Source organism: Bacillus sp. FJAT-45350, from assembly GCF_002335805.1.
GTDB lineage: Bacteria > Bacillota > Bacilli > Bacillales > NISU01 > FJAT-45350.
Map to the genome: position 1 here is coordinate 731,643 of NZ_NISU01000001.1, position 21,097 is coordinate 752,739.

General features: G+C 35.0%; 22 protein-coding genes and 2 pseudogenes. 20 read left to right on the top strand and 4 right to left on the bottom strand.

Translation table 11 applies throughout. The features are described from left to right. Window positions 1-202 precede the first annotated feature (202 nt). From sirA to CD003_RS03705, 4 genes and pseudogenes are all read left to right on the top strand, one after another. Window positions 203-640, top strand: coding sequence for a sporulation inhibitor of replication protein SirA (sirA, locus tag CD003_RS03690; RefSeq protein WP_096199539.1), 438 nt, complete (start codon window positions 203-205; stop codon window positions 638-640). A gap of 109 nt (window positions 641-749) precedes the next feature. After that, window positions 750-973 (top strand): annotated as a pseudogene (locus CD003_RS03695) (YneF family protein). A gap of 237 nt (window positions 974-1,210) precedes the next feature. Further along, window positions 1,211-2,962, top strand: a complete 1,752-nt coding sequence (locus tag CD003_RS03700; RefSeq protein ID WP_096199541.1) for an ABC transporter transmembrane domain-containing protein — start codon at window positions 1,211-1,213, stop codon at window positions 2,960-2,962. A gap of 1 nt (window position 2,963) precedes the next feature. Then, window positions 2,964-4,757 (top strand): ABC transporter ATP-binding protein, encoded by a 1,794-nt coding sequence (locus CD003_RS03705; RefSeq protein ID WP_096199542.1) that lies wholly within the window; start codon window positions 2,964-2,966, stop codon window positions 4,755-4,757. Window positions 4,758-4,793: 36 nt separating this feature from the next. Here CD003_RS03705 and CD003_RS03710 read toward each other — a convergent pair whose 3' ends face one another. Continuing rightward, the gene (locus CD003_RS03710; protein ID WP_096199543.1) at window positions 4,794-4,976 is read right to left on the bottom strand and encodes an aspartyl-phosphate phosphatase Spo0E family protein; all 183 of its coding nucleotides are present in this window, start codon (window positions 4,974-4,976) and stop codon (window positions 4,794-4,796) included. A gap of 187 nt (window positions 4,977-5,163) precedes the next feature. Here CD003_RS03710 and CD003_RS03715 point away from each other — a divergent pair, with 187 nt between their 5' ends. The 6 genes from CD003_RS03715 (at window position 5,164) to CD003_RS03740 (ending at window position 10,267) form a co-directional block, all read left to right on the top strand. Further along, window positions 5,164-5,487 carry a metal-sensitive transcriptional regulator gene (locus CD003_RS03715; protein ID WP_096199544.1) on the top strand — a complete coding sequence of 108 codons (324 nt, stop codon included), beginning with the start codon at window positions 5,164-5,166 and terminating at the stop codon, window positions 5,485-5,487. 18 nt (window positions 5,488-5,505) lie between these two features. Further along, window positions 5,506-7,881, top strand: coding sequence for a heavy metal translocating P-type ATPase (locus CD003_RS03720; RefSeq protein ID WP_257008159.1), 2,376 nt, complete (start codon window positions 5,506-5,508; stop codon window positions 7,879-7,881). A 28-nt stretch (window positions 7,882-7,909) separates the two neighbouring features. Further along, window positions 7,910-8,119, top strand: coding sequence for a copper chaperone CopZ (copZ, locus tag CD003_RS03725; protein ID WP_096199545.1), 210 nt, complete (start codon window positions 7,910-7,912; stop codon window positions 8,117-8,119). 367 nt (window positions 8,120-8,486) lie between these two features. Next, the gene (locus CD003_RS03730) at window positions 8,487-9,032 is read left to right on the top strand and encodes a TlpA family protein disulfide reductase (protein WP_218838242.1); all 546 of its coding nucleotides are present in this window, start codon (window positions 8,487-8,489) and stop codon (window positions 9,030-9,032) included. Further along, window positions 9,032-9,652, top strand: a complete 621-nt coding sequence (locus CD003_RS03735; RefSeq protein ID WP_096199547.1) for a hypothetical protein — start codon at window positions 9,032-9,034, stop codon at window positions 9,650-9,652. The genes CD003_RS03730 and CD003_RS03735 overlap by 1 nt, the downstream gene beginning before the upstream one ends. 108 nt (window positions 9,653-9,760) lie before the next feature. Further along, window positions 9,761-10,267: a CcdC family protein gene (locus CD003_RS03740; protein WP_373558526.1), complete on the top strand. Its 507-nt coding sequence runs from the start codon at window positions 9,761-9,763 to the stop codon at window positions 10,265-10,267. Between the two features lie 34 nt (window positions 10,268-10,301). On the opposite strand, the gene CD003_RS03745 is transcribed toward CD003_RS03740, so the two are convergent. Beyond that, complete coding sequence (locus tag CD003_RS03745) at window positions 10,302-10,724, bottom strand: DUF2621 domain-containing protein (RefSeq protein WP_096202236.1); 423 nt, start codon at window positions 10,722-10,724, stop codon at window positions 10,302-10,304. A 157-nt stretch (window positions 10,725-10,881) separates the two neighbouring features. Between CD003_RS03745 and CD003_RS03750 the strand changes: the two genes are divergently transcribed. After that, a complete protein-coding gene (locus CD003_RS03750; protein WP_096199549.1) occupies window positions 10,882-11,301 on the top strand; it encodes a hypothetical protein in 420 nt (139 codons plus the stop codon). A gap of 137 nt (window positions 11,302-11,438) precedes the next feature. Then, window positions 11,439-11,687 carry a hypothetical protein gene (locus tag CD003_RS03755; RefSeq protein WP_096199550.1) on the top strand — a complete coding sequence of 83 codons (249 nt, stop codon included), beginning with the start codon at window positions 11,439-11,441 and terminating at the stop codon, window positions 11,685-11,687. 183 nt (window positions 11,688-11,870) lie between these two features. Here the strand turns inward: CD003_RS03755 and CD003_RS03760 are convergent, their stop codons facing one another. Both CD003_RS03760 and CD003_RS22175 read right to left on the bottom strand, forming a co-directional pair. Further along, window positions 11,871-12,722: an agmatinase family protein gene (locus CD003_RS03760; RefSeq protein WP_257008160.1), complete on the bottom strand. Its 852-nt coding sequence runs from the start codon at window positions 12,720-12,722 to the stop codon at window positions 11,871-11,873. 144 nt (window positions 12,723-12,866) lie between these two features. Beyond that, window positions 12,867-13,025 carry a hypothetical protein gene (locus tag CD003_RS22175; RefSeq protein WP_257008161.1) on the bottom strand — a complete coding sequence of 53 codons (159 nt, stop codon included), beginning with the start codon at window positions 13,023-13,025 and terminating at the stop codon, window positions 12,867-12,869. A gap of 235 nt (window positions 13,026-13,260) precedes the next feature. Between CD003_RS22175 and CD003_RS03765 the strand changes: the two genes are divergently transcribed. The 8 genes and pseudogenes from CD003_RS03765 to CD003_RS03795 all read left to right on the top strand — a co-directional run bounded on the left by CD003_RS03765 (window position 13,261) and on the right by CD003_RS03795 (window position 20,994). Beyond that, complete coding sequence (locus CD003_RS03765) at window positions 13,261-14,217, top strand: AAA family ATPase (protein ID WP_096199551.1); 957 nt, start codon at window positions 13,261-13,263, stop codon at window positions 14,215-14,217. Beyond that, window positions 14,214-15,500 (top strand): DUF58 domain-containing protein, encoded by a 1,287-nt coding sequence (locus CD003_RS03770; RefSeq protein ID WP_096199552.1) that lies wholly within the window; start codon window positions 14,214-14,216, stop codon window positions 15,498-15,500. The genes CD003_RS03765 and CD003_RS03770 overlap by 4 nt, the downstream gene beginning before the upstream one ends. A gap of 2 nt (window positions 15,501-15,502) precedes the next feature. Beyond that, entirely contained in the window at window positions 15,503-16,849 is a 1,347-nt protein-coding gene (locus CD003_RS03775) for a hypothetical protein (protein WP_096199553.1), read from the top strand. A 133-nt stretch (window positions 16,850-16,982) separates the two neighbouring features. Next, window positions 16,983-17,663 carry an NAD-dependent epimerase/dehydratase family protein gene (locus CD003_RS03780; RefSeq protein WP_096199554.1) on the top strand — a complete coding sequence of 227 codons (681 nt, stop codon included), beginning with the start codon at window positions 16,983-16,985 and terminating at the stop codon, window positions 17,661-17,663. A 33-nt stretch (window positions 17,664-17,696) separates the two neighbouring features. After that, window positions 17,697-18,002, top strand: a pseudogene (locus CD003_RS22520) (HAMP domain-containing protein); the annotation flags it as partial. Further along, window positions 17,997-18,944, top strand: coding sequence for a methyl-accepting chemotaxis protein (locus CD003_RS03785; RefSeq protein ID WP_373558551.1), 948 nt, complete (start codon window positions 17,997-17,999; stop codon window positions 18,942-18,944). The pseudogene CD003_RS22520 and the gene CD003_RS03785, both read left to right, overlap by 6 nt. A gap of 31 nt (window positions 18,945-18,975) precedes the next feature. Then, entirely contained in the window at window positions 18,976-19,647 is a 672-nt protein-coding gene (locus tag CD003_RS03790; protein WP_096199556.1) for a response regulator transcription factor, read from the top strand. Next, a complete protein-coding gene (locus CD003_RS03795) occupies window positions 19,648-20,994 on the top strand; it encodes a sensor histidine kinase (RefSeq protein WP_096199557.1) in 1,347 nt (448 codons plus the stop codon). Window positions 20,995-21,097 lie beyond the last annotated feature (103 nt).

The following is a 21,097-nucleotide window of genomic DNA, read 5'->3' on the forward strand; positions in this document are numbered from 1 at the left end:
GATTACTTCTTTTTAGTAGGTAGCTATGCTCTATCGTAACTCTGCTTATTGTTTCGAGGTTGTTTCAAAAGGCAAAATCGACCTTTTGGAACAGCCTCTTCCTTTCGACAAAAATAGAACATCCTTTCTCCATCAAGAGACAATCATTTTCTAGCAAATGTATTATACTTTTTGTATTACATTTGCAATGGGGGAGAATAGGGTGAGAAACTACACTATTTATTTAATTGAAGAAGAGGTTGCTCGTCATTATTTTGGACAAGAATCGAAGTTGTTTCATTTATTTTTAGAACAACTACGCTCCTCAGAGGAAAAGGGTACGGTTATACAAAAGCAAATTGAATACATTACTTCGCCGATACCTGTTTTGCATATTCAGCAGTTAGTTAAACAGCAATTTAAAGGAAGTACAGACTATCGCTTAATTAAGGATAGACATTACTATACGCTACGTCCAGATAGTCACGCGGAATTAATGATTCAGCCGGATAAACTTATTCTATCAGCAGATGGTAATTTTGAAGTAGAAACAGTTTTCTTTGAGGGAATTAGAAAATGGTCGCCATGCTTTTTTGCAGTTGACCTTGATCATTTCCGATACGGATGGCTGAACCCTATTAAACAGATGAAATTAATTTAATTCTTGATTTCTTCTTTTAAACATGTAATTGATAAGATATAATATATAGGATTGCAATTCTTATGTTCGGACCAACAAATGTACGAACGGTTTATTGATGAAGGAGGAAATACAACTATGGTATGGTATATTGTAGTGGGCTTGCTGGCAGCTTTAGCAGGTGTTGCCATCGGCTTCTTCATAGCTCGTAAGACAATGATGAGCTATTTAAAGAAAAACCCACCAATTAACGAGCAGATGCTTAGAGTAATGATGATGCAAATGGGACAAAACCCATCGCAGAAGAAAATCAATCAAATGATGAAAGCAATGCAAAAGCAACAAACTAAATAATAAAGGACAAGCACCTCGTTAATGGGGTGTTTTTTCATTGTTTTTCAAATTGTTAAAGTCTGACTAAAGAAGAAGAGCTTCTTTCATACTCTATCTTGGACTTTTTCAGTGTTCTCGGTGCATTTTGTCTGATTAAGCGAAAATATTTACTCTAAATGTAAGAATTATGCTAAAATTTCGTTATGCTATTTCGAGTTTCGAATAAAAAAGAGAGAACTAAATTGAGAGGGAAAAAATATGAAAGTCTTTATTGATTTATGGTGGTATTTTAAACAGGAAAAGCGCAGTTATGGATTAGGAATTCTTATTTTAGTTTTTGTATCTATTCTTTCCCTATTGCCACCTTATATTGTTGGGGTGATGGTAGACCATATTGAACAGGGTACACTTACCCATTCAATCTTACTAAAATGGGTGGGAGTGCTTCTTGCCATTGCTGTTATCGTTTATATTCTTCGTTATTTATGGAGAATCATGATTTTTGGAGCGTCGATTCGATTAGCAAGACTCCTACGTAATCGCTTGTATACACATTTTACAAATATGTCTCGAAACTTTTATCAAAAAAGAAGAACAGGAGATTTAATGGCTCATTCCACGAATGATATAAAGGCTATTGAACAAACGGCTGGTGCTGGTGTTCTAACGTTAGTTGACTCATTAACTATGGGTGGCTTTGTTATTCTGACGATGGCAGTCACAATTAGCTGGGAGTTGACGTTAATAGCTCTTATACCAATGCCTTTTATGGCATTAGCAACAAGCTATTATGGTTCATTACTCCATAAGAGGTTTGCCGGAGCACAGGCAGCATTTTCAAGTTTAAATGATAAAGTGCAAGAGAGTATGAGTGGAATTCGTGTCACGAAAGCATTTGGTAATGAAGATGCTGAAGTAGAATCGTTTCGAAAAAAATCAGATACAGTTGTAGAGAAAAATATTGCCGTTGCAAAAGTAGATGCGTTATTTGATCCTACAATCTCACTCATTGTTGGGATTTCTTTTTTTCTATCAATTGTATTTGGAGCAAGATTTGTGATTGCTGACACTCTTACAATTGGACAGTTAACTAGTTTTACAATTTATTTAGGCTTACTCATATGGCCGATGCTTGCATTTGGATGGTTATTTAATATTGTTGAAAGAGGTCGTGCATCGTATAATCGTGTGTCATCATTACTAAATGAAAAACAGGAAATAACTGATGAAGAAGCAACAATAGAAGAAATACCAAAGGGGAATATTGAATTTCGATTACCGGAATTTTCTTATCCTAATTCACATGAACAAGCATTGAAAGATATTTATTTCTCTTTAAAAAGAGGAGAGACGTTAGGGGTTGTTGGTAAAACTGGGAGTGGGAAAACAACTCTTACTAAACTGTTAATGAGAGAATTTGATTCAGAGCCTCAAACAATTCTGATTGACAACAATCAGATTGAAGACTATCGTTTCGATGCTCTTCGAAAATCGATTGGGTATGTACCTCAGGATCATTTCCTTTTTTCAGCTACAATCGGAGATAATATAGCTTTTGGAATGCCAGATGCAAGCATGTCAGACATTATCAATGCTAGTAAGCTTGCTTCAATACATGAAGATATCTCTCGCTTCAACGAAGGCTATGAAACTGTCGTTGGCGAGAGAGGTGTTACTTTATCAGGTGGGCAAAAGCAAAGAATATCTATTGCCCGTGCGTTATTATTAAATCCTGAAATTTTGATATTAGACGACTCTTTATCAGCAGTAGATGCTAAAACAGAAGAAGAGATAATTCAATCACTAAGACTGACACGTAAGAATAAAACAACGATTATTACAGCACACCGTTTAAGTGCGATACAGCATGCGGATCTTATATTAGTTCTTGATGAAGGCTTAATAATTGAAAAAGGGACACATCAAGAGTTAATGAAAACTACAGGCTGGTATCGAAAAATGTATGAACATCAACAGCTAGAATCAATCGTAGAGCAGGGAGGGGAGTAAGGTGCAGCATAAAGATAATGTATTAACTTCAAAAGAGCAAAAAGACGTCTTTAAACGACTTCTGTCATATACTAAGCCACATACAAAAATATTAATTATTGCATTTACCCTACTTCTTCTTGCGACAGGTGCTGAAATAATTGGACCGATTTTAGTAAAGATATTTATTGATGACTACTTAACGCCTAGAAATCTTGCTTATGAGCCTCTTGTATTTTTAGGAAGTCTATATTTATTTCTACACATAGGGTCTGTTGCCCTAAATTATATACAATTATATTTATTTCATAAGGTAGCATTAAAAATCATTCAGCAGTTACGAATCGATGTATTTGCTAAAGTACAAAGCCTTGGCTTATCATTCTTTGATCGCACTGCAGCTGGTGGGTTAGTATCTCGTATTACAAATGATACAGAATCTATTAAAGACTTATATGTAAGTGTTTTAGCAACATTTGTACAAAATATCGTTTTCTTAATTGGTATATTTGTAGCGATGTTTTACTTAAATACTAAGCTAGCTTTCTTCTGTTTATTTTTTCTACCCTTGATTTTACTAGTTATGAAAATGTACAGAAAATTTAGCTCGAAGTTTTATGCTGAAATGAGTGAGAAGCTTAGCCACTTAAATGCCAAAATAAATGAATCGATTCAAGGGATGTCGATTGTTCAACTGTTCCGACAAGAGAAAAGATTGCGTAAAGAGTTTGCTGACATTAATGAAGAACATCAAAGAGCATGGATGAAAAGTATGAAGCTAGATGGACTTTTGCTCCGTCCAGCAATTGATTTTATCTCAATCTTGGCACTTATTATCGTATTAAGCTATTTTGGGATTACGTCGTTAAATACAGCAGTTGAGATTGGTGTGCTTTATGCTTTTGTTAATTATTTGGACCGGTTTTTTGAGCCAGTAAATCAGATGATGATGCGTTTATCAATGTTTCAGCAAGCAATTGTATCAGCGGGACGTGTTTTTAAGTTATTAGATTACGAAGACGTAGCTCCAGCCCAAGAGGGGAAAGAGAATCCTAGAATTGGAGATGGGGACGTTGAATTTCGTGATGTCACCTTTTCATACGATGGAAAAACAGATGTATTAAAAAATATTTCGTTTACTGTGAAGAAGGGCCAAACATTGGCATTAGTAGGGCATACCGGTAGTGGAAAAAGTTCGATCATAAATGTCTTAATGAGATTTTATAAGATTAAGAGTGGAGATATTCTCATCGATGGCAAGCCATTACATGCTTATTCCGATAAAGAGATCCGAGAAAATGTCGGACTCGTTCTACAAGACCCGTTTTTATATACAGGAGACATACGCTCCAACATTAAATTATACAATGATACATTAACGGAAGAAGATATAAAAAGAGCCGCTTCCTATGTTCATGCACATCAATTTATTGAAAAGCTTCCTGAAGGATATGATACGAAGGTAGCTGAAAGAGGTTCAACACTTTCAAGTGGGCAACGACAGTTATTATCCTTTGCTAGAACTATGGCAATTGAGCCGAAGATATTAATCCTTGATGAAGCAACAGCTAGTGTTGATACAGAAACAGAAGAAGCGATTCAGGTAGCTTTAGAAAAAATGAGAAAAGGACGAACGACGATTGCTATAGCCCATAGACTTTCGACGATTAAAGATGCTGATCATATCATTGTGTTACACCAAGGTGAAATAATCGAACAGGGGAACCATGAGGAATTACTTGCTGAGCAGGGACTCTATCATAAGATGTACCAATTACAGCAAGGTGTTAACATTGAGAGTCAGGTTATTAGCTAAATTTTAGAAAAAATAAAAAAAACACGCTTTCTGTTTTCAAGAAGGCGTGTTTTCTGACTGATTTCGTTTTTGTGCTTGTTCATATTCGTTAAGTAGGTCATCTAACTCTTGACTTTGTTTAAGTGCATAGGAGGAATTTAACCCATATAGTAATCCTGTATGTATTAATTCATTTCGTTTTTTTTCAATAATGTTTAGTAAATCCTTTTCCTCTACCATGGTGTTCTCCTTTAATAAGCCATCTATTATAAATTATACAAAAAACTGGATATTACATCAAGTACTCTTTTAAAAGAAAATACAAATCGTGACAAAAGCGGATAGTAAATAGGTAATATTATAAAACTTGTTGCTATTACTTGAAAATAATACTATAGGGGGGTATAGTAGTGGTGAGGTGATCGTGATGAAGGAATTTGAATTTGATATAGAATTGCAACCTGAACGGAGTCCATTAGTTATAAAGAAAGAACAGGATAAAGAAAAGCTAGTAAATCGACTGAAGAGAATAGAGGGCCAAGTTCGAGGTCTTCAAAAAATGATTGATGATGACAGGTACTGTGTCGATATACTAGTACAGGTATCCGCTGTAGATGCTGCGCTAAAAAAAGTAGGTTATACATTATTAGAGCAACATACAAAGGGTTGTGTATCACAAGCGATACAATCTGGTGAGGGCGATGATGCCATTAATGAATTAATGAAAGTTATTGGACAATTTTCGAAATGATAGAAAGGAGGACTACTTGTGGAACAATTAACGATACCTATTAGGGGTATGACTTGCGCTGCCTGTTCAACTCGAATTGAGAAAGTATTGAATAAGATTGATAGTGTGGAAGCTTCTGTTAATCTACCTTTGGAAAAGACAACAATTTCTTATGATAAATCTAAGGTTTCTATCGAGGAGATAGTTGAAAAAATTGATAAGCTTGGTTTTTCGGTAGTAGAGAGAACAATTGATTTAGATATACAAGGGATGAGCTGTGCTGCTTGCTCTAGTAGAATTGAAAAGGCAACGTCTAAATTGGACGGTGTATTGGAGGCTAATGTTAATCTACCTCTTGAAAAAGGAAGTTTTAAAATTATTGAAGGTATCATCGATGAGCAAGGAATTATAAATAAAATAGAAAAGATAGGGTTTGAAGCACAGAGAGAAAAGGATATTGATGAAGGTGAAGCTAGAGAGAAAGACGAAGTACAAATACAACGGAATCGCTTCTTATTTGCCTTAATCTTCTCAATACCATTATTTATTACGATGATTGATCATTTTTATCCAGAGAGAATGCTCTTGCCTCACTGGTTTATGAACGGATATTTACAATGGGCACTCGCTACTCCAGTACAATTTTATGCAGGTTGGCAGTTTTATCGAGGTGCTTATAAAACGTTAAGTAATAAGAGTGCAAACATGGATGTACTAGTAGCAATGGGGACATCAGCGGCATATTTCTATTCTGTCTGGCTTGTACTTCAAGGTGAAGTTTATTTATTCTTTGAAACTAGTGCTGTAATTATTACTTTAATTTTATTAGGAAAATTACTTGAAGCAAGAGCAAAGGGTAGAACATCAGAGGCGATTCAGAAATTACTTCAATTACAAGCAAAGAATGCACGTGTAATCCGTAACGGTATCGAAACTGAGGTTCCAATTGAGGAAGTTGTTTTGAATGATATCATTATTGTGAAGCCAGGGGAAAAGATACCTCTAGACGGTATGGTTATAGAAGGTCATACGAGTATTGATGAATCTATGTTAACAGGAGAAAGTATACCAGTTGATAAAAAAGTTGATGATGAGGTAATCGGTGCGACAATTAATAAGCATGGAAGTTTTAAATTTAAAGTAACAAAGGTAGGAAAGGAATCAACCTTATCACAGATCATTAAGATTGTAGAGCAAGCTCAAACGTCTAAGGCTCCAATTCAGCGTATGGCTGATATTATATCTGGATATTTTGTTCCGGCAGCTGTTTCAATTGCATTATTCTCCTTTGTATTATGGTATTTCTTTTTAGGAGCTAGTTTTCAAGATGCATTAATTAACTTTACCGCTGTTTTAGTTATTGCTTGTCCTTGTGCTTTAGGTCTTGCGACTCCAACATCGATTATGGTTGGAACAGGTAAAGGGGCAGAGAATGGAATATTATTCAAAGGTGGAGGACAGCTAGAACAAACGCACAAAACGGATACAATCGTTCTTGATAAAACAGGCACAATTACAAAAGGTGAGCCTGTATTAACGGATATTTTTGTCGTTAATGATTGGAATGAATCTGATTTACTGACGATTGTTGGTTCTGTAGAGAAAGGGTCAGAACATCCTTTAGCAGAAGCAATTGTAAAAGGAGCTAGGGACAAAGGCGTTGAGTTAAAAGATGTAGATTCATTTGAAGCAGTACCTGGCTATGGAATAAAAGCAAGCTATGAAACACTAGAAGTTCTTATAGGTACAAGAAGACTATTACAAAAATTTAACGTAGAGTACGAAGGGCTAGAAGAAATGATGGTTACTTTTGAAGAGCAAGGAAAGACGGCTATGCTAGTCGCTATAAATAATCAAGTGGCTGGACTCGTCTCAGTAGCGGATGAGGTAAAAGAAAGCTCAAAAGAAGCAATTACTAGCTTAAAGAAGCTGGGATATATGGTTGTTATGATGACGGGAGATAATCGTCATACGGCAAATGCAATTGCGAAAGAAGTAGGAATAGACCATGTCTTTTCAGAGGTTCTTCCTGAACAAAAGGCTGAAAAGGTAGAGCAGCTGAAACAAGAAGGAAAACGTGTGATTATGGTTGGAGATGGTATAAATGATGCCCCAGCTTTAGCAACAGCTGACATTGGAATGGCTATCGGCACTGGGACTGATGTTGCAATTGAGGCAGCAGATATTACATTAATGCGAGGAGATTTAACATCGATTCCTCAAGCAATTATGCTTAGTCGTTATACAATGCGAAATATTAAACAAAACTTATTCTGGGCATTTATCTATAATTCTATAGGCTTACCAATTGCCGCAGCAGGACTTCTTGCCCCTTGGATTGCAGGAGCTGCAATGGCCTTTAGTTCTGTATCAGTTGTTACCAATGCTTTACGACTAAAACGAGTAAAGCTTTGATATAAAAAAAATTTATGAGGTGAAGATGATGACAAAGGAAACAATTAAAGTAGATGGAATGAGTTGTGGACATTGCTCTGCAGCTGTAGAGGGAGCATTACTTAAAATTAATGGTGTAGAAAAAGCAGTAGTAAGCTTAGATGATAAGCAAGTAGTAATTGAATTTGATGGTGAAAAGGTCAACGTTGATAAACTTAAAAATGAAATAGAAGACATCGGCTATGATGTTGTTTCATAATATAAAAATTATGAGTCTGTATCAAAAGTCATAGTAGTAGCCCTTTCATGAGTAATCATTTAAATAATTTGTAGAATATCTCAAACAACCTTAATGGTTGTATCAAAAGGTAAAAATCGTCCTATTGATACAACCATTATTTCATTCTTTAATTATAATTTCACATACCGTATTCAGGAGTTAAAATTACAAAACATACAAGGTAGTTAGCAGATTGTAATTCATCATTCTTTTTTGAAAATACCAGTTATGGTATACTACGTGCAAAAGTAACATATAGCAATTACTAGCTTAATGAAGGATATTGCTTGTCAGAAATGGAAGCTAGTATTTAACATTAAAAATTACAAAGAAGAGGATGGTTGTTTTGTTGAAACGAACATCATTTTTTCTCTTATTATCCTTACTTATTTTGTTTACTTGGATGGGGAATGAACAAGAGAAACAAAAACTGTATACTCAAGCAGATGCTCTAGCTATCCCTAAAGTAGGGTATAAAGCACCGGACTTTACTTTAGTAAGTTTTCAAGGTGAAAGTGTTTCACTAGAGGAATTTGATGGTACACCAGTGTTCTTAAATTTTTGGGCTTCGTGGTGTCCACCTTGTAAAGCTGAGATGCCAGATATGGTTGAGGTTGCAAAGATGTATGAAGGAGAAGTACAGTTCATTGGGGTAAATATGGCTACACAAGATAGAATAGAGGCTGCAGAGTCTTTTTTGGATGAGTACGATGTATTTTATACAAATGTCATTGATGAAACTAGAACTGTGGCAGACATGTACCAAATAACTGCAATACCTACAACCTTTGTTATTGATAGAGATGGTGTTATTACGTATAGAAAACTCGGGGGTATGACAAAAAGAGAGATGGAAGCTACTATTGAAGAAGTAATAGAGAGGGGAAGATAATGTTTAGTCCTTTCCATAACATTCAGTTAGGTCCTATTAATCTTTCCATGGATATGATAGCAATTATAAGTAGTTTATTAGTCGGCTATTTAGTAATTTCCTTTTTATTAAAGCTTTCATTTGAAGAAGAAAATGTGAGAGCAATGATTCTAGATACACTGCAAATAAGCATTTTAGTTTTTGTAATTACATATAAATTTTGGCCAATTGTGTTAACTCCAAGCTATCTATTGTCACCTACAAATATTCTACTTTATTCTGGGGGACCTTGGGCCATTGAGGCAGGATTAACTTTTGCATTTGGTTGGCTGCTTATCAAATGGTATAAGAAGAAGTGGCCAATTAAATTAATTGATATATTTGCTATAGGTGGAGTTTCTGGGATAATTTTCTCTCATTTATTAGTGAAGCAATATGGAGTACAATCATTTTTGACTATTGGATGGAAGTTAAATGAGACGGTGTACCACCCAATTAATATATATATGGCTATCTTGTTATCAGCTTTTTTATTATTCAACATACAATGGTTTCGAATGAAAAGGGCTGGTACAGTAGCAATAGGCTTAGTTGTGGGGTATATCATCACAGCTTATCTTTTACAACCATTAGCGGTGTAATAGCTAGAGTATGTACGTTAAATCAATTAGAAACTTTTCCATACTGTTATAGTGAAAACTATGATATACTCTAGTTTGAAATGGTTTCTTGAGGAAGGAGGGGTCGTCGTGACGTCTGTCTTAGTTACTGTTGCTGCAGCGTGTATGGCAATGTTAGCAATCATAATTAGGTTACGAGCAACTAAGAAGCCAGCATCGGTGAAGAAGATTATATTACCACCGATATTTATGTCAACTGGTTTTCTCATGTTTTTGTATGAGCCAACGAGACCAGCTCCACTACAAGTCATAGAGGCGTTAGCAGTAGGGGTACTGTTTTCAATTTTGCTAATTAAAACGTCAAAGTTTGAAATAAAAGAGGACAAGATATATCTAAAACGTTCGAAAGCATTTGCATTTATTTTAGTAGGGTTATTGTTATTACGTATTGGATTTAAGATTATTATTGGTGACGCAATTAATATTGAAGAATTAGGCGGTATGTTCTTTTTACTAGCCTATGGGATGATTATTCCATGGAGAATTTCAATGTACCTACAATACAAAAAGGTGGAGCAAGAACTTAAGTTAGAGCAAGAGAAAACAAGAACACCAATTGTTCCACTAGAAACATAAAAAAACGCGACCAACTAGGTTGCGTTTTTTATCTTTAAAATAAATGACTATATGGGGAAACGTCGATTTGTTTTTCTTTTAGCTTCTTTAAGAGGAATTTATGGTCCCTTTTAGGTGTAGCAATAATGTAGCCACGAATAACTAAATCTTGTGTTATTTTGTCTGCATTTTCTTCAATTGCAAGTTCCCCAATCTTTCCTGCAATTTTTTCCCGTGCCACATCACGAAATAGATTAGGTACAGGTGAAACTAGTTCTTCTAATAGTTTTTTATTCTCATTAGTCCATAAATGTATTGTTTTTTGTATGTAGTGATCTTGCCAGTCTAATATTGACTTGCCGTCTTCTTTCGGTAGTCGTTTTAAAAACTTTCGGAACATAAAGTAACCACCGATAAACATAACAACCGTTAGGAAGACCGACCAAAAAACGATGAACCACATAAACCAGCCAGACATCTCCATAAAATCCACCTCTACGATCTGCTTGAAATCTTCTATTATTTTTATTTACATAACCTATTAGATTTTACCATACATCAATGTTAGAAATAAAATATATTTATTTGTGAAAGAAGTTTTGTTATAGTAAAAAACAGTGAGGTGAAATAAAAATATGTTAGTACATCTAATTAGTTATGGACTCCATCTATTAATAACGCTAATCTTTTTTGTCCTTATTCCTTTACCTATCATTATTAAGGCATGGTCAGCTGAAGATAATAAAAAAGTTGCTAGGGTGTTACGTATTTATAAAGTGGTTATCATGATTGCCCATGGAGCACTGATTGTCGCATTAGTAACAGGTTTAATTCTTCATTTTGATTTAACTTCTCTATGGATATGGGTTGTTATTCTTCTTTGGGTAGCAATTGGAGCATATTTAGGTTTAACGGCGAAATATGTACGTATGACGTTAGAATTATTAGATAAGAACGAACCACATAAAGAATCTTTGCAAAAGACAATGACGTATAGCGTATGTTTAATGCTAGGGATTATTTCAATGTTTGTTCTTAAATATATCACGTTATAACTAAACAACAGGCCTGCAAAGAAAATAAAGTTGCAGGCTTGTTGTTTTTATTAATTCTATTAATTTCTTTGACTAGGCAGGAAATTACGCTGAATTGATAGAATTTTTCTTTAACTAGCGATGTAATGGAGGGGCTTATGGGGAATAGAAAGAGACAGAAGAAAGATACGTTTATTGGAATTGATAAAAAGGAAGTAGTAGAAACGCCAAAGGCAGAAAAGTTTCAACGAATTGCTTGGGCATTTATCTTTATAGTTCTACTACCATTACTAGGCTTATTTATGTTTGGTCTAGGTGGACTTTTTGTTGGCGCAGCTATTGGCTTTATTGGATTACTTTCAACTATTAAGAAAAATAAGAGAGTGGCGAACGAAAGGAAAAACTAAAGCACAATATAGAGGTCGAAAAGTGGTAAAGGTTCGTTCGGAGCATACCGCTAATAGAAACCATTCATAGTTCGCTATAAAAAGAAGCCCGCTTCACGCGTATGATACTCATAAGTGAAGGGGCTATTTTTGATTTAAACCAATAAACATAATGAGCTTGGGGTGTTCAAGCCCATAAAAATATCACACAAACTTCTTACCTAGTTTTCCAGCATCGACCATTGCTCCAAGCACATCAGAAATAATTGCAGTTCCGAGCAGTGCCGTTTGATCGCTGACATCATATGGTGGTGATACTTCTACCAACTCTAGACCACATATTCCTTCCCTGGCAACTAAGTCTAAAAATTTCATCCCTTCTCTTGGGGTAAGCCCTTGAGGGTGAGGCCAACCCGTCCCCGGTACAAAACCACTATCAAAACTATCAATATCCACACTTAAATATACTGCTTTAGCACCTTTCCAGGCTTTTTCTAATGCGATTTCAGCTACTTTTTCTATACCTAGCTTTTCTACATCATTCATTGTGATCACTGTAGTATCAAATTTCCGTACATTTTTCACTGCTTCTCTAAGTGTTTGCCAACCACCTATTCCAACTTGAACTAGGTTTGATGGTGGTGCGTTTGGAATATTGCTTGCATGGAACCAAGGCGTAGTATGCATCCTTTCGTCCATGTCCTTTTCTTGTAAATCTAAATGGCGATCAAGGTGTATGATACCAATATTTCCGTCAATATTATCAGCGATCGCACGTACAGCTGGATACCCAATAGAGTAATCGCCACCAAGCAAGACTGGTAGAGTACCTTGGCAAAAGACATGTGATACAGCCTTGTAGATTTGATCGAAGCTTTTTTCAATATTAGCAATAGTAAACACATCACCAACATCACACATATTTAGTGATTCGATCAAATCGACACCTTTTTCATAACTATAGCTAGTAAATAGTTTTGAAATTCTTCGAAGAGCTTCAGGTCCAAATCGAGCACCAGCACGGTAAGTAGTTCCAATATCAAAAGGAACTCCCATAAAGGCAACATCATAATCTCCAATCTTGCGAACATCTTCTAGGAAAGGAGTTCGTAAAAAAGTTGGTATTCCTGATTGAGGAGGTCTTGCTTCTCTAGTGAAAGTAGAAATAGTTCGATCGCCAATTGATGGAGCAGCTTCTAATCAGAACTTAACTGAACGCTCAAGTTCTTTTTTGCGTTCAGTTTCTGGAATTTTCGCTTCCTTGTATGCTGCTTCAATACCTAATAAATCTGTATGACGATCACTTTCCAATGCCTTTTGCTTACGAAAGCTTAAGCCATGGTTATCAAAGAAACCCAATATAAACACCCCATTTACATTTTACGTACCTTATGGTGTAGGCTACTATATGTATATTTATTAATTTAATGGATATGACATGATGACAGGCTGGTTATTGGTAAATATAAGATTATGTAATATGCTGCATAAAAATATAAACATTGGCTTTACTATGATAATATCTAATAATAATCTACATTAGAATAATTGAAAAAACGAGAGAAAACTGAAAATTGTCGTAAGAGGTGAGAGCATGAGTACGGTTTCGAGTGTTGAAGTGGAAGCATTGTTTGATGAGGTATCTAAGATTGTTATAGGAAGAAAAAAAGAATTAAGACTTATCTTTACAGCGCTACTAACAGAGGGGCATGTTTTATTAGAAGACCTTCCAGGTACAGGGAAAACAACGATGGTCAAAGCTTTTTCAAAAGGGTTAGATTGTTTATTTTCTAGAATTCAATGTACACCAGATTTACTTCCTTCTGATGTATTAGGTGGTTCAATTTATAACCCGAAGACTAATGAATTTACGTTTCGTAAAGGTCCAGTCTTTACAAATGTCCTGCTTGTCGATGAAATAAATCGAACATTACCAAGAACGCAATCTAGTTTATTAGAATGTATGGAAGAGCGTCAAGTGTCGATTGAAGGGAAGACACATCCATTATCTAGTCCGTTTATTGTCCTAGCTACTCAAAATCCTGTCGAGATGGAAGGTACATTTCCATTACCTGAAGCGCAACTAGATCGATTTCTTATGAAGTTAAATCTCGGGTATTTGTCGCCAAAAGACGAGGAAAGGATGCTTGAACAAGTAGGAGATAGGCTTTCATATGAAACAATCGAAAGTAAATTCAATCCTAAACAAATTGAAGAGCTTCAAGAAAAGATTAAAAATGTACAAGTTCATGCTCAAATTAGAGAATACATAACATTGTTAGCAAATGAAACTCGTAATCATCAACTTGTTTCGATAGGTGTTAGTCCAAGAGCGAGTAAGGCACTTTATCGAACGGTAAAAACGTGGGCAGTCTTAAATGACCGACAATATGTTGTTCCAGATGATGTAAAAGAAATGCTATACCCTGTGTGGAATCATCGGATGATTTTAAAAACAGAAGCTCATATAAACGATACGACACCTGAAGAAATTTTAGTGGAAGTAGCTGAGAGAGTTCCTGTACCTGAGGAGCGTGTCGTTCGTTTATGACTGACACGTCGAAACAAATTGAAAGTGATGCGAACGGTACGAATAAGCAAGTAGTACAAACAAGCATTTTATTTGAGAAATATTCCGTTTGGGTATTTCTTACTGGACTGGTACTTGCGATATGGTTTCGGTTCATCCCGTTAATTGTTGTCTTTACCTTTTTAATTCTTTTATCGGTGCTCATTGGTGTATGGAAGAGGAAATCCCTAACTTTTATTACACCACAAGTAGAGCTCTCTAAGTCTAGAATCTTTGCAACTAATGAGTTTTATATCGATGCATCCGTTTATAACGATAAGTGGTTACCACTTCCGTGGCTAGAGTGGGAGTTCACTGAAAAAGAGGGGATAGTGATCGGAAATCGTGAACAAGATACATATCTCATTCGATTTCTATGGTTATTATGGTATCAAAAAGTACAATGGAAAATTAAAGGAACGGCAACGAAACGTGGCGTTTATAATGTCGGCTTAGTCAAATTACGCTCAGGAGACGGCTTTCGTTTTAGTGAGATAGAACAGGAACTTAATGTAAATAAAAGATTATATGTTTATCCTAAATTAGTTTCAGTCATCGTTCCACCTTTTCGACCTTCTATGCAATGGGGAGTGAAAGGAAAGCAAGGAGGATTTTTAGAAGATCCACTTTTAATAAATGGAATCCGCGAGTACCAAGAGGGAGATGAGTTACGGAGAATGAATTTGAAGGCTACCGCACGGACTGGTAAGCTTCAATCAAATGTGTATCAGCCTGTAGTGGTCGAGCAATTAATGCTCTATATAGATGTAACAGGTTTTGTTAATCAAGAAGGTACTCATGAAGATCCAACTAAATTTGCGATGATTAACAAGCAGAAAAAAGAAGATTTTGAGTGGCTACTTTCAATCATTACATCAGTTGCTGTCGCTTATAAAGAGAAAGGGTTAGATGTAGGTTTTAGTAGTAATGGATCAAAAAGTGAAGAGAAGAATGTCAGAATCGTTCCTCCTAGTAGCAATTTACTATCAGTGCTGGACCAACTAGCTGAAATGACTCAAACGGTAAGTGAAAAGAATACAATTGTGTTAGAAGAGATGCTCAAAAAGGGAAACATAAATTCACCGTTATTCATTTATTGTGAGCGAATTACAAAAAGCCAATTTATGTGGTATAAGAAGAATAGACAGAAACTTATGGATGTACGTTTTTTCTATATGTATGATACAGACTATTCAAAAAAGCTAAAAAATGCTAAGCCGATTGATTCATTCATATCCCGTAAACAAGCAGTAAAGGGGTTGTAGTGATGACCCTTAGACATCTATATAATATTTTTATTGTATTGTTTAGTGAAATAGTTTGGATTTATTACTCTATTGTTTTATTCACAAGTCTTAGTTGGAATCAGCCTGTATTTTTTTCGATTACTTGGTGGATTGTAGCTGGGCTTATAGGAATTGCTTTCAATTATATGACGAGGAATATTTCAATTGTACAAGTAGTAGGTAATATTCTTTTGATAGGGCTACTTACTGTACAAAACTTGAGAACTACAATGCCAGAAGAAGGTACGTTATTCTTTGGTGTTATTGTAAGTATTGTTGTAATTTACATTTATATACGTAGTGCTGCATTTCTAAGTGAGTTTCCTAGCCGCTTAAATGTATTGCATCGTTTTGAAGGCAATATTATTTTTTACATTCTTTTTGCACTGTCGTTCTCTGCAAATGACTGGATTCATGAAACATTTCACTTGGTATTTATTTTTGCGATATTTTTAAGCCTAATCGGTATGCTTCTATCGTTAAGTAATGAAGAACGAGGGGAAAATAGTAAGGTAGAAATACAGAAGGTTGGTCAGTCAAGTTGGTTTACGGGAGTAATTTCAGTTTTAGTCGTTGTTCTTTCACTCGTCTCTTTATTATTACTTTTTAGTTCAGTACAAAGAGGGATATATACGATTGTATTGAGTGTCTGGGAAGGGTTGCGTTCCATTGGAGTGAGCTTACTTCAATTATTTAGTTGGTTGCTCAGTTTTCTCCCAGCAACAGAAATAGAAACTGAATTACCACCTATGGAACAAGGTGAACAAGTTGTCATTCCTGAACATATGGAACAATTGATAGAAGCCTCTATTCCTTTATGGCTAATCATTGTATTAGGTTTACTTCTTTTCGGTGTCGCAATTTGGCTCTTAACTAAATTAATGAAACAAAAGAGAAGAAAACAGCCTTCTATAGAAGTACGTAAAATCATCATTAGTAAGGATTCTTGGTGGAAAAATGTTTGGGAAAAGTGGATTTCGTTTATTTCACTTTTAAATAGAAGATTTCGTATGAGGTTCTCCTGTTTTTATCATCATCAAGTCTACTGGTACTATTATCAAGTTCAAAAGTGGGGAAAAAAGAACGGTATTTCAGTTCATAATCATGAAACTTCTCAAGAATATATAAATAAACTCATCATGAAGATTGATGAGGATGATAAAACGTATACTTACAATAATGAAGGTTATAATGTTCAAGAACAACTCTTAAATCTAAATAAAGATTATCAAGCGGTCTATTATGGCCAGATGTGTGAAACTTCAACTGAGAATTATCAAATCTTATTAAAATACCTTAAAAGGTTACGTATTAAAACAATTAGCTGAAAGGGTTGATCCAAATGGATTGCCCTTTTTTTATTGAACTGACGGGAATACCATTGATAGTTCATCTTCAGTTCATAAAAGATTGGTAAAGTATAGTAGTAGTAATTTTATTATAGTAAAGGAAGTTATGTTAATGAATGAAAAAGTAGCGCTAATTGCAGGTGCGAGTGGTTTAGTTGGAAGCGAGCTTCTTCAAATTCTCCTAAATGGTGAAGCGTACGATAAGGTGTATGCAGTTAGTAGAAAGCCTCTTGAAATAGACCACCCAAAGTTAATAGAAGTAGTGTGTGACTTTGATAATCTTGAAGAAATTCAGGGTGACTATGTTGTTGATGATGTTTTCTGTTGTTTAGGGACAACTATCAAGAAGGCGAAAACAAAAGAGGTAATGTACAAGGTAGATGTAGAGTATCCAATTTCTTTAGCAAATATTACGAGAGAAATGGGTGCGAAACATTATCTCCTAATAAGTTCTATGAACGCAAATCCTTCATCTCCAATATGGTATCCAAAAATGAAAGGAGAACTTGAAGAAGAGCTAAAGAGAATTCGGTTCACTACAACGTCTATCTTCCGTCCAGCTCTATTATTAGGAAATAGAAAAGAATTCAGATTGGGAGAAGACATTGCTAGTAAGCTCTTTAAAGGGGTATCTTCTTTATTTAAAGGCTCTTGGAAAAGTCGATTCGCAATTGAAGCTTCATCAGTTGCAAAGGGGATGTATGAAGTGGCACAAATGGATAAAACTGGAGTAACTATATATGCTTCTACTACGATAGAGGACATAGCAAATAAAATACATAATGAGAGATAAAAATAATCTTACAAACTTTGAGGTGGATGACCAATGGTTAATGTCTTTGGAAAACTCGGACTAGGATTCCGTTTATTTATTATTCTTTTTCTACAATCTTTACTTTTATTTATTATCCAACAGTTTACGGGCTACACAGATACTTATTTATTAGGAGGATTAATTACGTTAGCTATCTTATTATCAACAACATTTCTTCTATATCGTATTTTAATTAAACCTATTAAGGATTTAGCAAATGGTATAAAGGTTATTACAGACGGAGATTTAACGGAGAGACTGACTGTTACAAGTGTTGGTGAGGTGCAGGTATTAATTGACTCTTTTAATAAGATGACTGATGATTTACAAACATTAGTAAAGCACTTACAAACCAATGCAAAAGAATTAAAGGGAACATCTCTGCATATTGACCAAGCAGCATTAGAATCGTTACATGCTCACCAGGAAATCTCAGCTACAGTTGAAAATACAACGAACAATATAGAAAAACAGAATGAAAATATTGAGGTTATACAAGCATCACTTCAAGAAGTGAATGTGTCTATTGAAGAAATCTCATCTGCGACAAAACGAGCTCGGACAATAACAGAAGGTGCAATTGAAACCTCTGACAATGGTGTGATAGCGATAGAAAATGTAATCGATAAGTTAAAGCTGGTAAACGAGAACACTGATAATCTTCAATCAATCCTATCAAGACTAGAAAAAGAATCGACAAATATTAATAGTATCGTAAAAGTAATTACTCAAATTTCAGAACAGACAAATTTACTTGCGTTAAATGCGACAATAGAAGCAGCACGGGCAGGAGAACACGGTAAAGGGTTTGCGGTAGTAGCGAATGAAGTAAGAAAACTCGCGGAGGAAAGCTCGAAGTCTGCCTCTATGATCTCTAGAATTGTAAATGAAAATATAACATTAACAAAAAGCTCAGTACAATCTATCGATTCCTTAAAAACAGGTTTGAACTACAGTAATGAAATTGTTCAACAATCAAAACAAACATTAAAATCAATTAAAGAAAACTCTCTACATGTTGATACTAACGTGTTTACAATTTCTGAACATATTACACAGCAAGTCTATGCTAATCAGGAGTTAAGTAGGTCAGTCGAGTCGATTTCGAGTCTGTCACATGAAATTGCGGAGGGAGCTCACTTTTCAAATAATGTTATTAAGGAGCAAACAACAACATCTGAAAAGTTTAAAGATGGAACGAAAAGATTAGAAGTAATGACTAGTGACTTTGAGAATCTCTTAAAAGGATTTAAGGTATAACAAGAAAATGCTATCAAAGGGAGCGACTGTAATGAAAACAACCATTTTAGTAGCTGATGATGATGAACATATTCGTAAATTGATTAGAATTTATCTTGAAAATAGTCATTTTACCGTTATAGAAGCAGCAGATGGGAAAGAAGCTTTAGAACATCTATCTACTAAACAAATTGACCTAGCAATTATTGATGTGATGATGCCTCATATCAATGGAATTGAACTAACCGAAGAAATCCGTTCATTTCTGAGTATTCCAATTCTGATGGTTACTGCTAGAGGAGAATCGAAAGATAAAGTAAAAGGATTTAATGCGGGTACAGATGATTACTTAGTGAAACCATTTGATCCAGTAGAGCTTATCCTACGAATTAAAGCTTTATTAAAGCGTTACAATGTCGTATCTGAAAAGATTGTAAAAGTAGGTACTGTAACAATTGACTTAGAACGACTCATTATTGAGTCACCAGACAAAGAATTGGCGTTAAAAAAGAAGGAATGTGAATTATTATTTGTCTTAGCTAGTTCACTAGGTAAGATATTTACACGCACACAATTAATTGAAAAAATCTGGGGCATTGATTATGAAGGGGATGAAAGAACTGTTGATGTTCATATTAAAAGGTTAAGAGAACAGTTAACTTCTTTTCCAGACTTATCAATTACAACAGTAAGGGGACTCGGCTATCGATTGGAGGAAGTCTAAATGAGAAAAAGTCTTTACCTCCGCATTATTAGTACCTTTATTGGTGTTGTAATTATAAGCTTACTTATTTCCTATTTTATTACTTCATTATTTTTTCACCAGGAAGTTATTTTTGAGGAAGAGGTAAATAAAATTACGACAGGGGCAGCACAACTTGTTACGATGATTGAGCCAGAAAAAATATCAGAGATTATGGATGTATTAGCTGAATTTAATTTTGAATTAATCATAGTAGATGAAAATGGATTTTCTTACTCAGAGGGAGAGCCGTCATTTACAGTTGATGAAGCATTGATTGCCCAAGTAATACATGCTCAAGATCAAACACCAATCATACTTCCTCATTCTGGAAGTGAGGCGAATAGGTTAGTTGGTTTTCCAGTAGAAATCGATAATACGAATTATGGACTGTTTATTAATTTAAACTATGAAGAAGAAGTAGGTACATTAAAGCGGGTGACAGTTTCTGCACTAATACTCGTATTATTTATTGGAAGCTTGTTAATATTGCTTGCTTCACGTTATTTAGTCAACCCTATTAAGGATGTTACAAGTGCGGCTAAAAAAATGGCGACTGGAGATTTTGCTGTTCGGTTGAAAAGTAATAATAAAGATGAAATCGGAGAATTAATTACTAGTTTTAATTACATGGCATCAGAGCTTGGAAAAATTGATAAAATGAGAGATGATTTTGTAAGCAATGTATCTCATGAAATCCAATCTCCCCTAACTTCAATAAAAGGGTTTACAAAGGCTTTAAAAGATGAGGTCATACCTAAAGAACACCAGAGAGAGTACCTTGACATTATTTATCAAGAATCGGATCGTTTGTCCAGACTTGGTGAAAACTTAATTCAACTAGCATCGCTTGATTCTGAGCATCACCCATTCCATCCAGTAAAATATAGACTAGACGAACAAATTAGAAGAACTGTACTAGCGACAGAACCACAATGGAAACTCAAAAATCAACAAATACACCTTGATCTGGAGTCGTTTGAGGTTCTTGCCGATGAAGACTTATTTGAGCAGGTCTGGTTGAATCTCCTTACAAATGCTATTAAGTATTCTAATGAGGATGATTTGATCATTATTAAGCTAGAAAGCAATGAAGAAAACGTAATCGTGAGTATAAAAGATAACGGAAAAGGGATTCCAGAAGAATCTATGCTGCACCTTTTTGAACGATTTTATAAAGTTGATAAAGCGAGAAGCAGTAAGGTAAAGGGGAATGGATTAGGTTTATCAATCGTGAAAAAAATAATTTCAATTCATGAATGCTCTATTAATGTTGAAAGCGAGGAAGGGGTAGGTTCTACATTCGTAGTAACAATTCCGAAAAATTAAATGGATAATTGGGGATGGCCTAAAAAGGTAATATACTACCTTCTGGGCCACCCCTTTTTATATTTTTACATAATTAATTCATATTCAGTTCATACAAGACTTT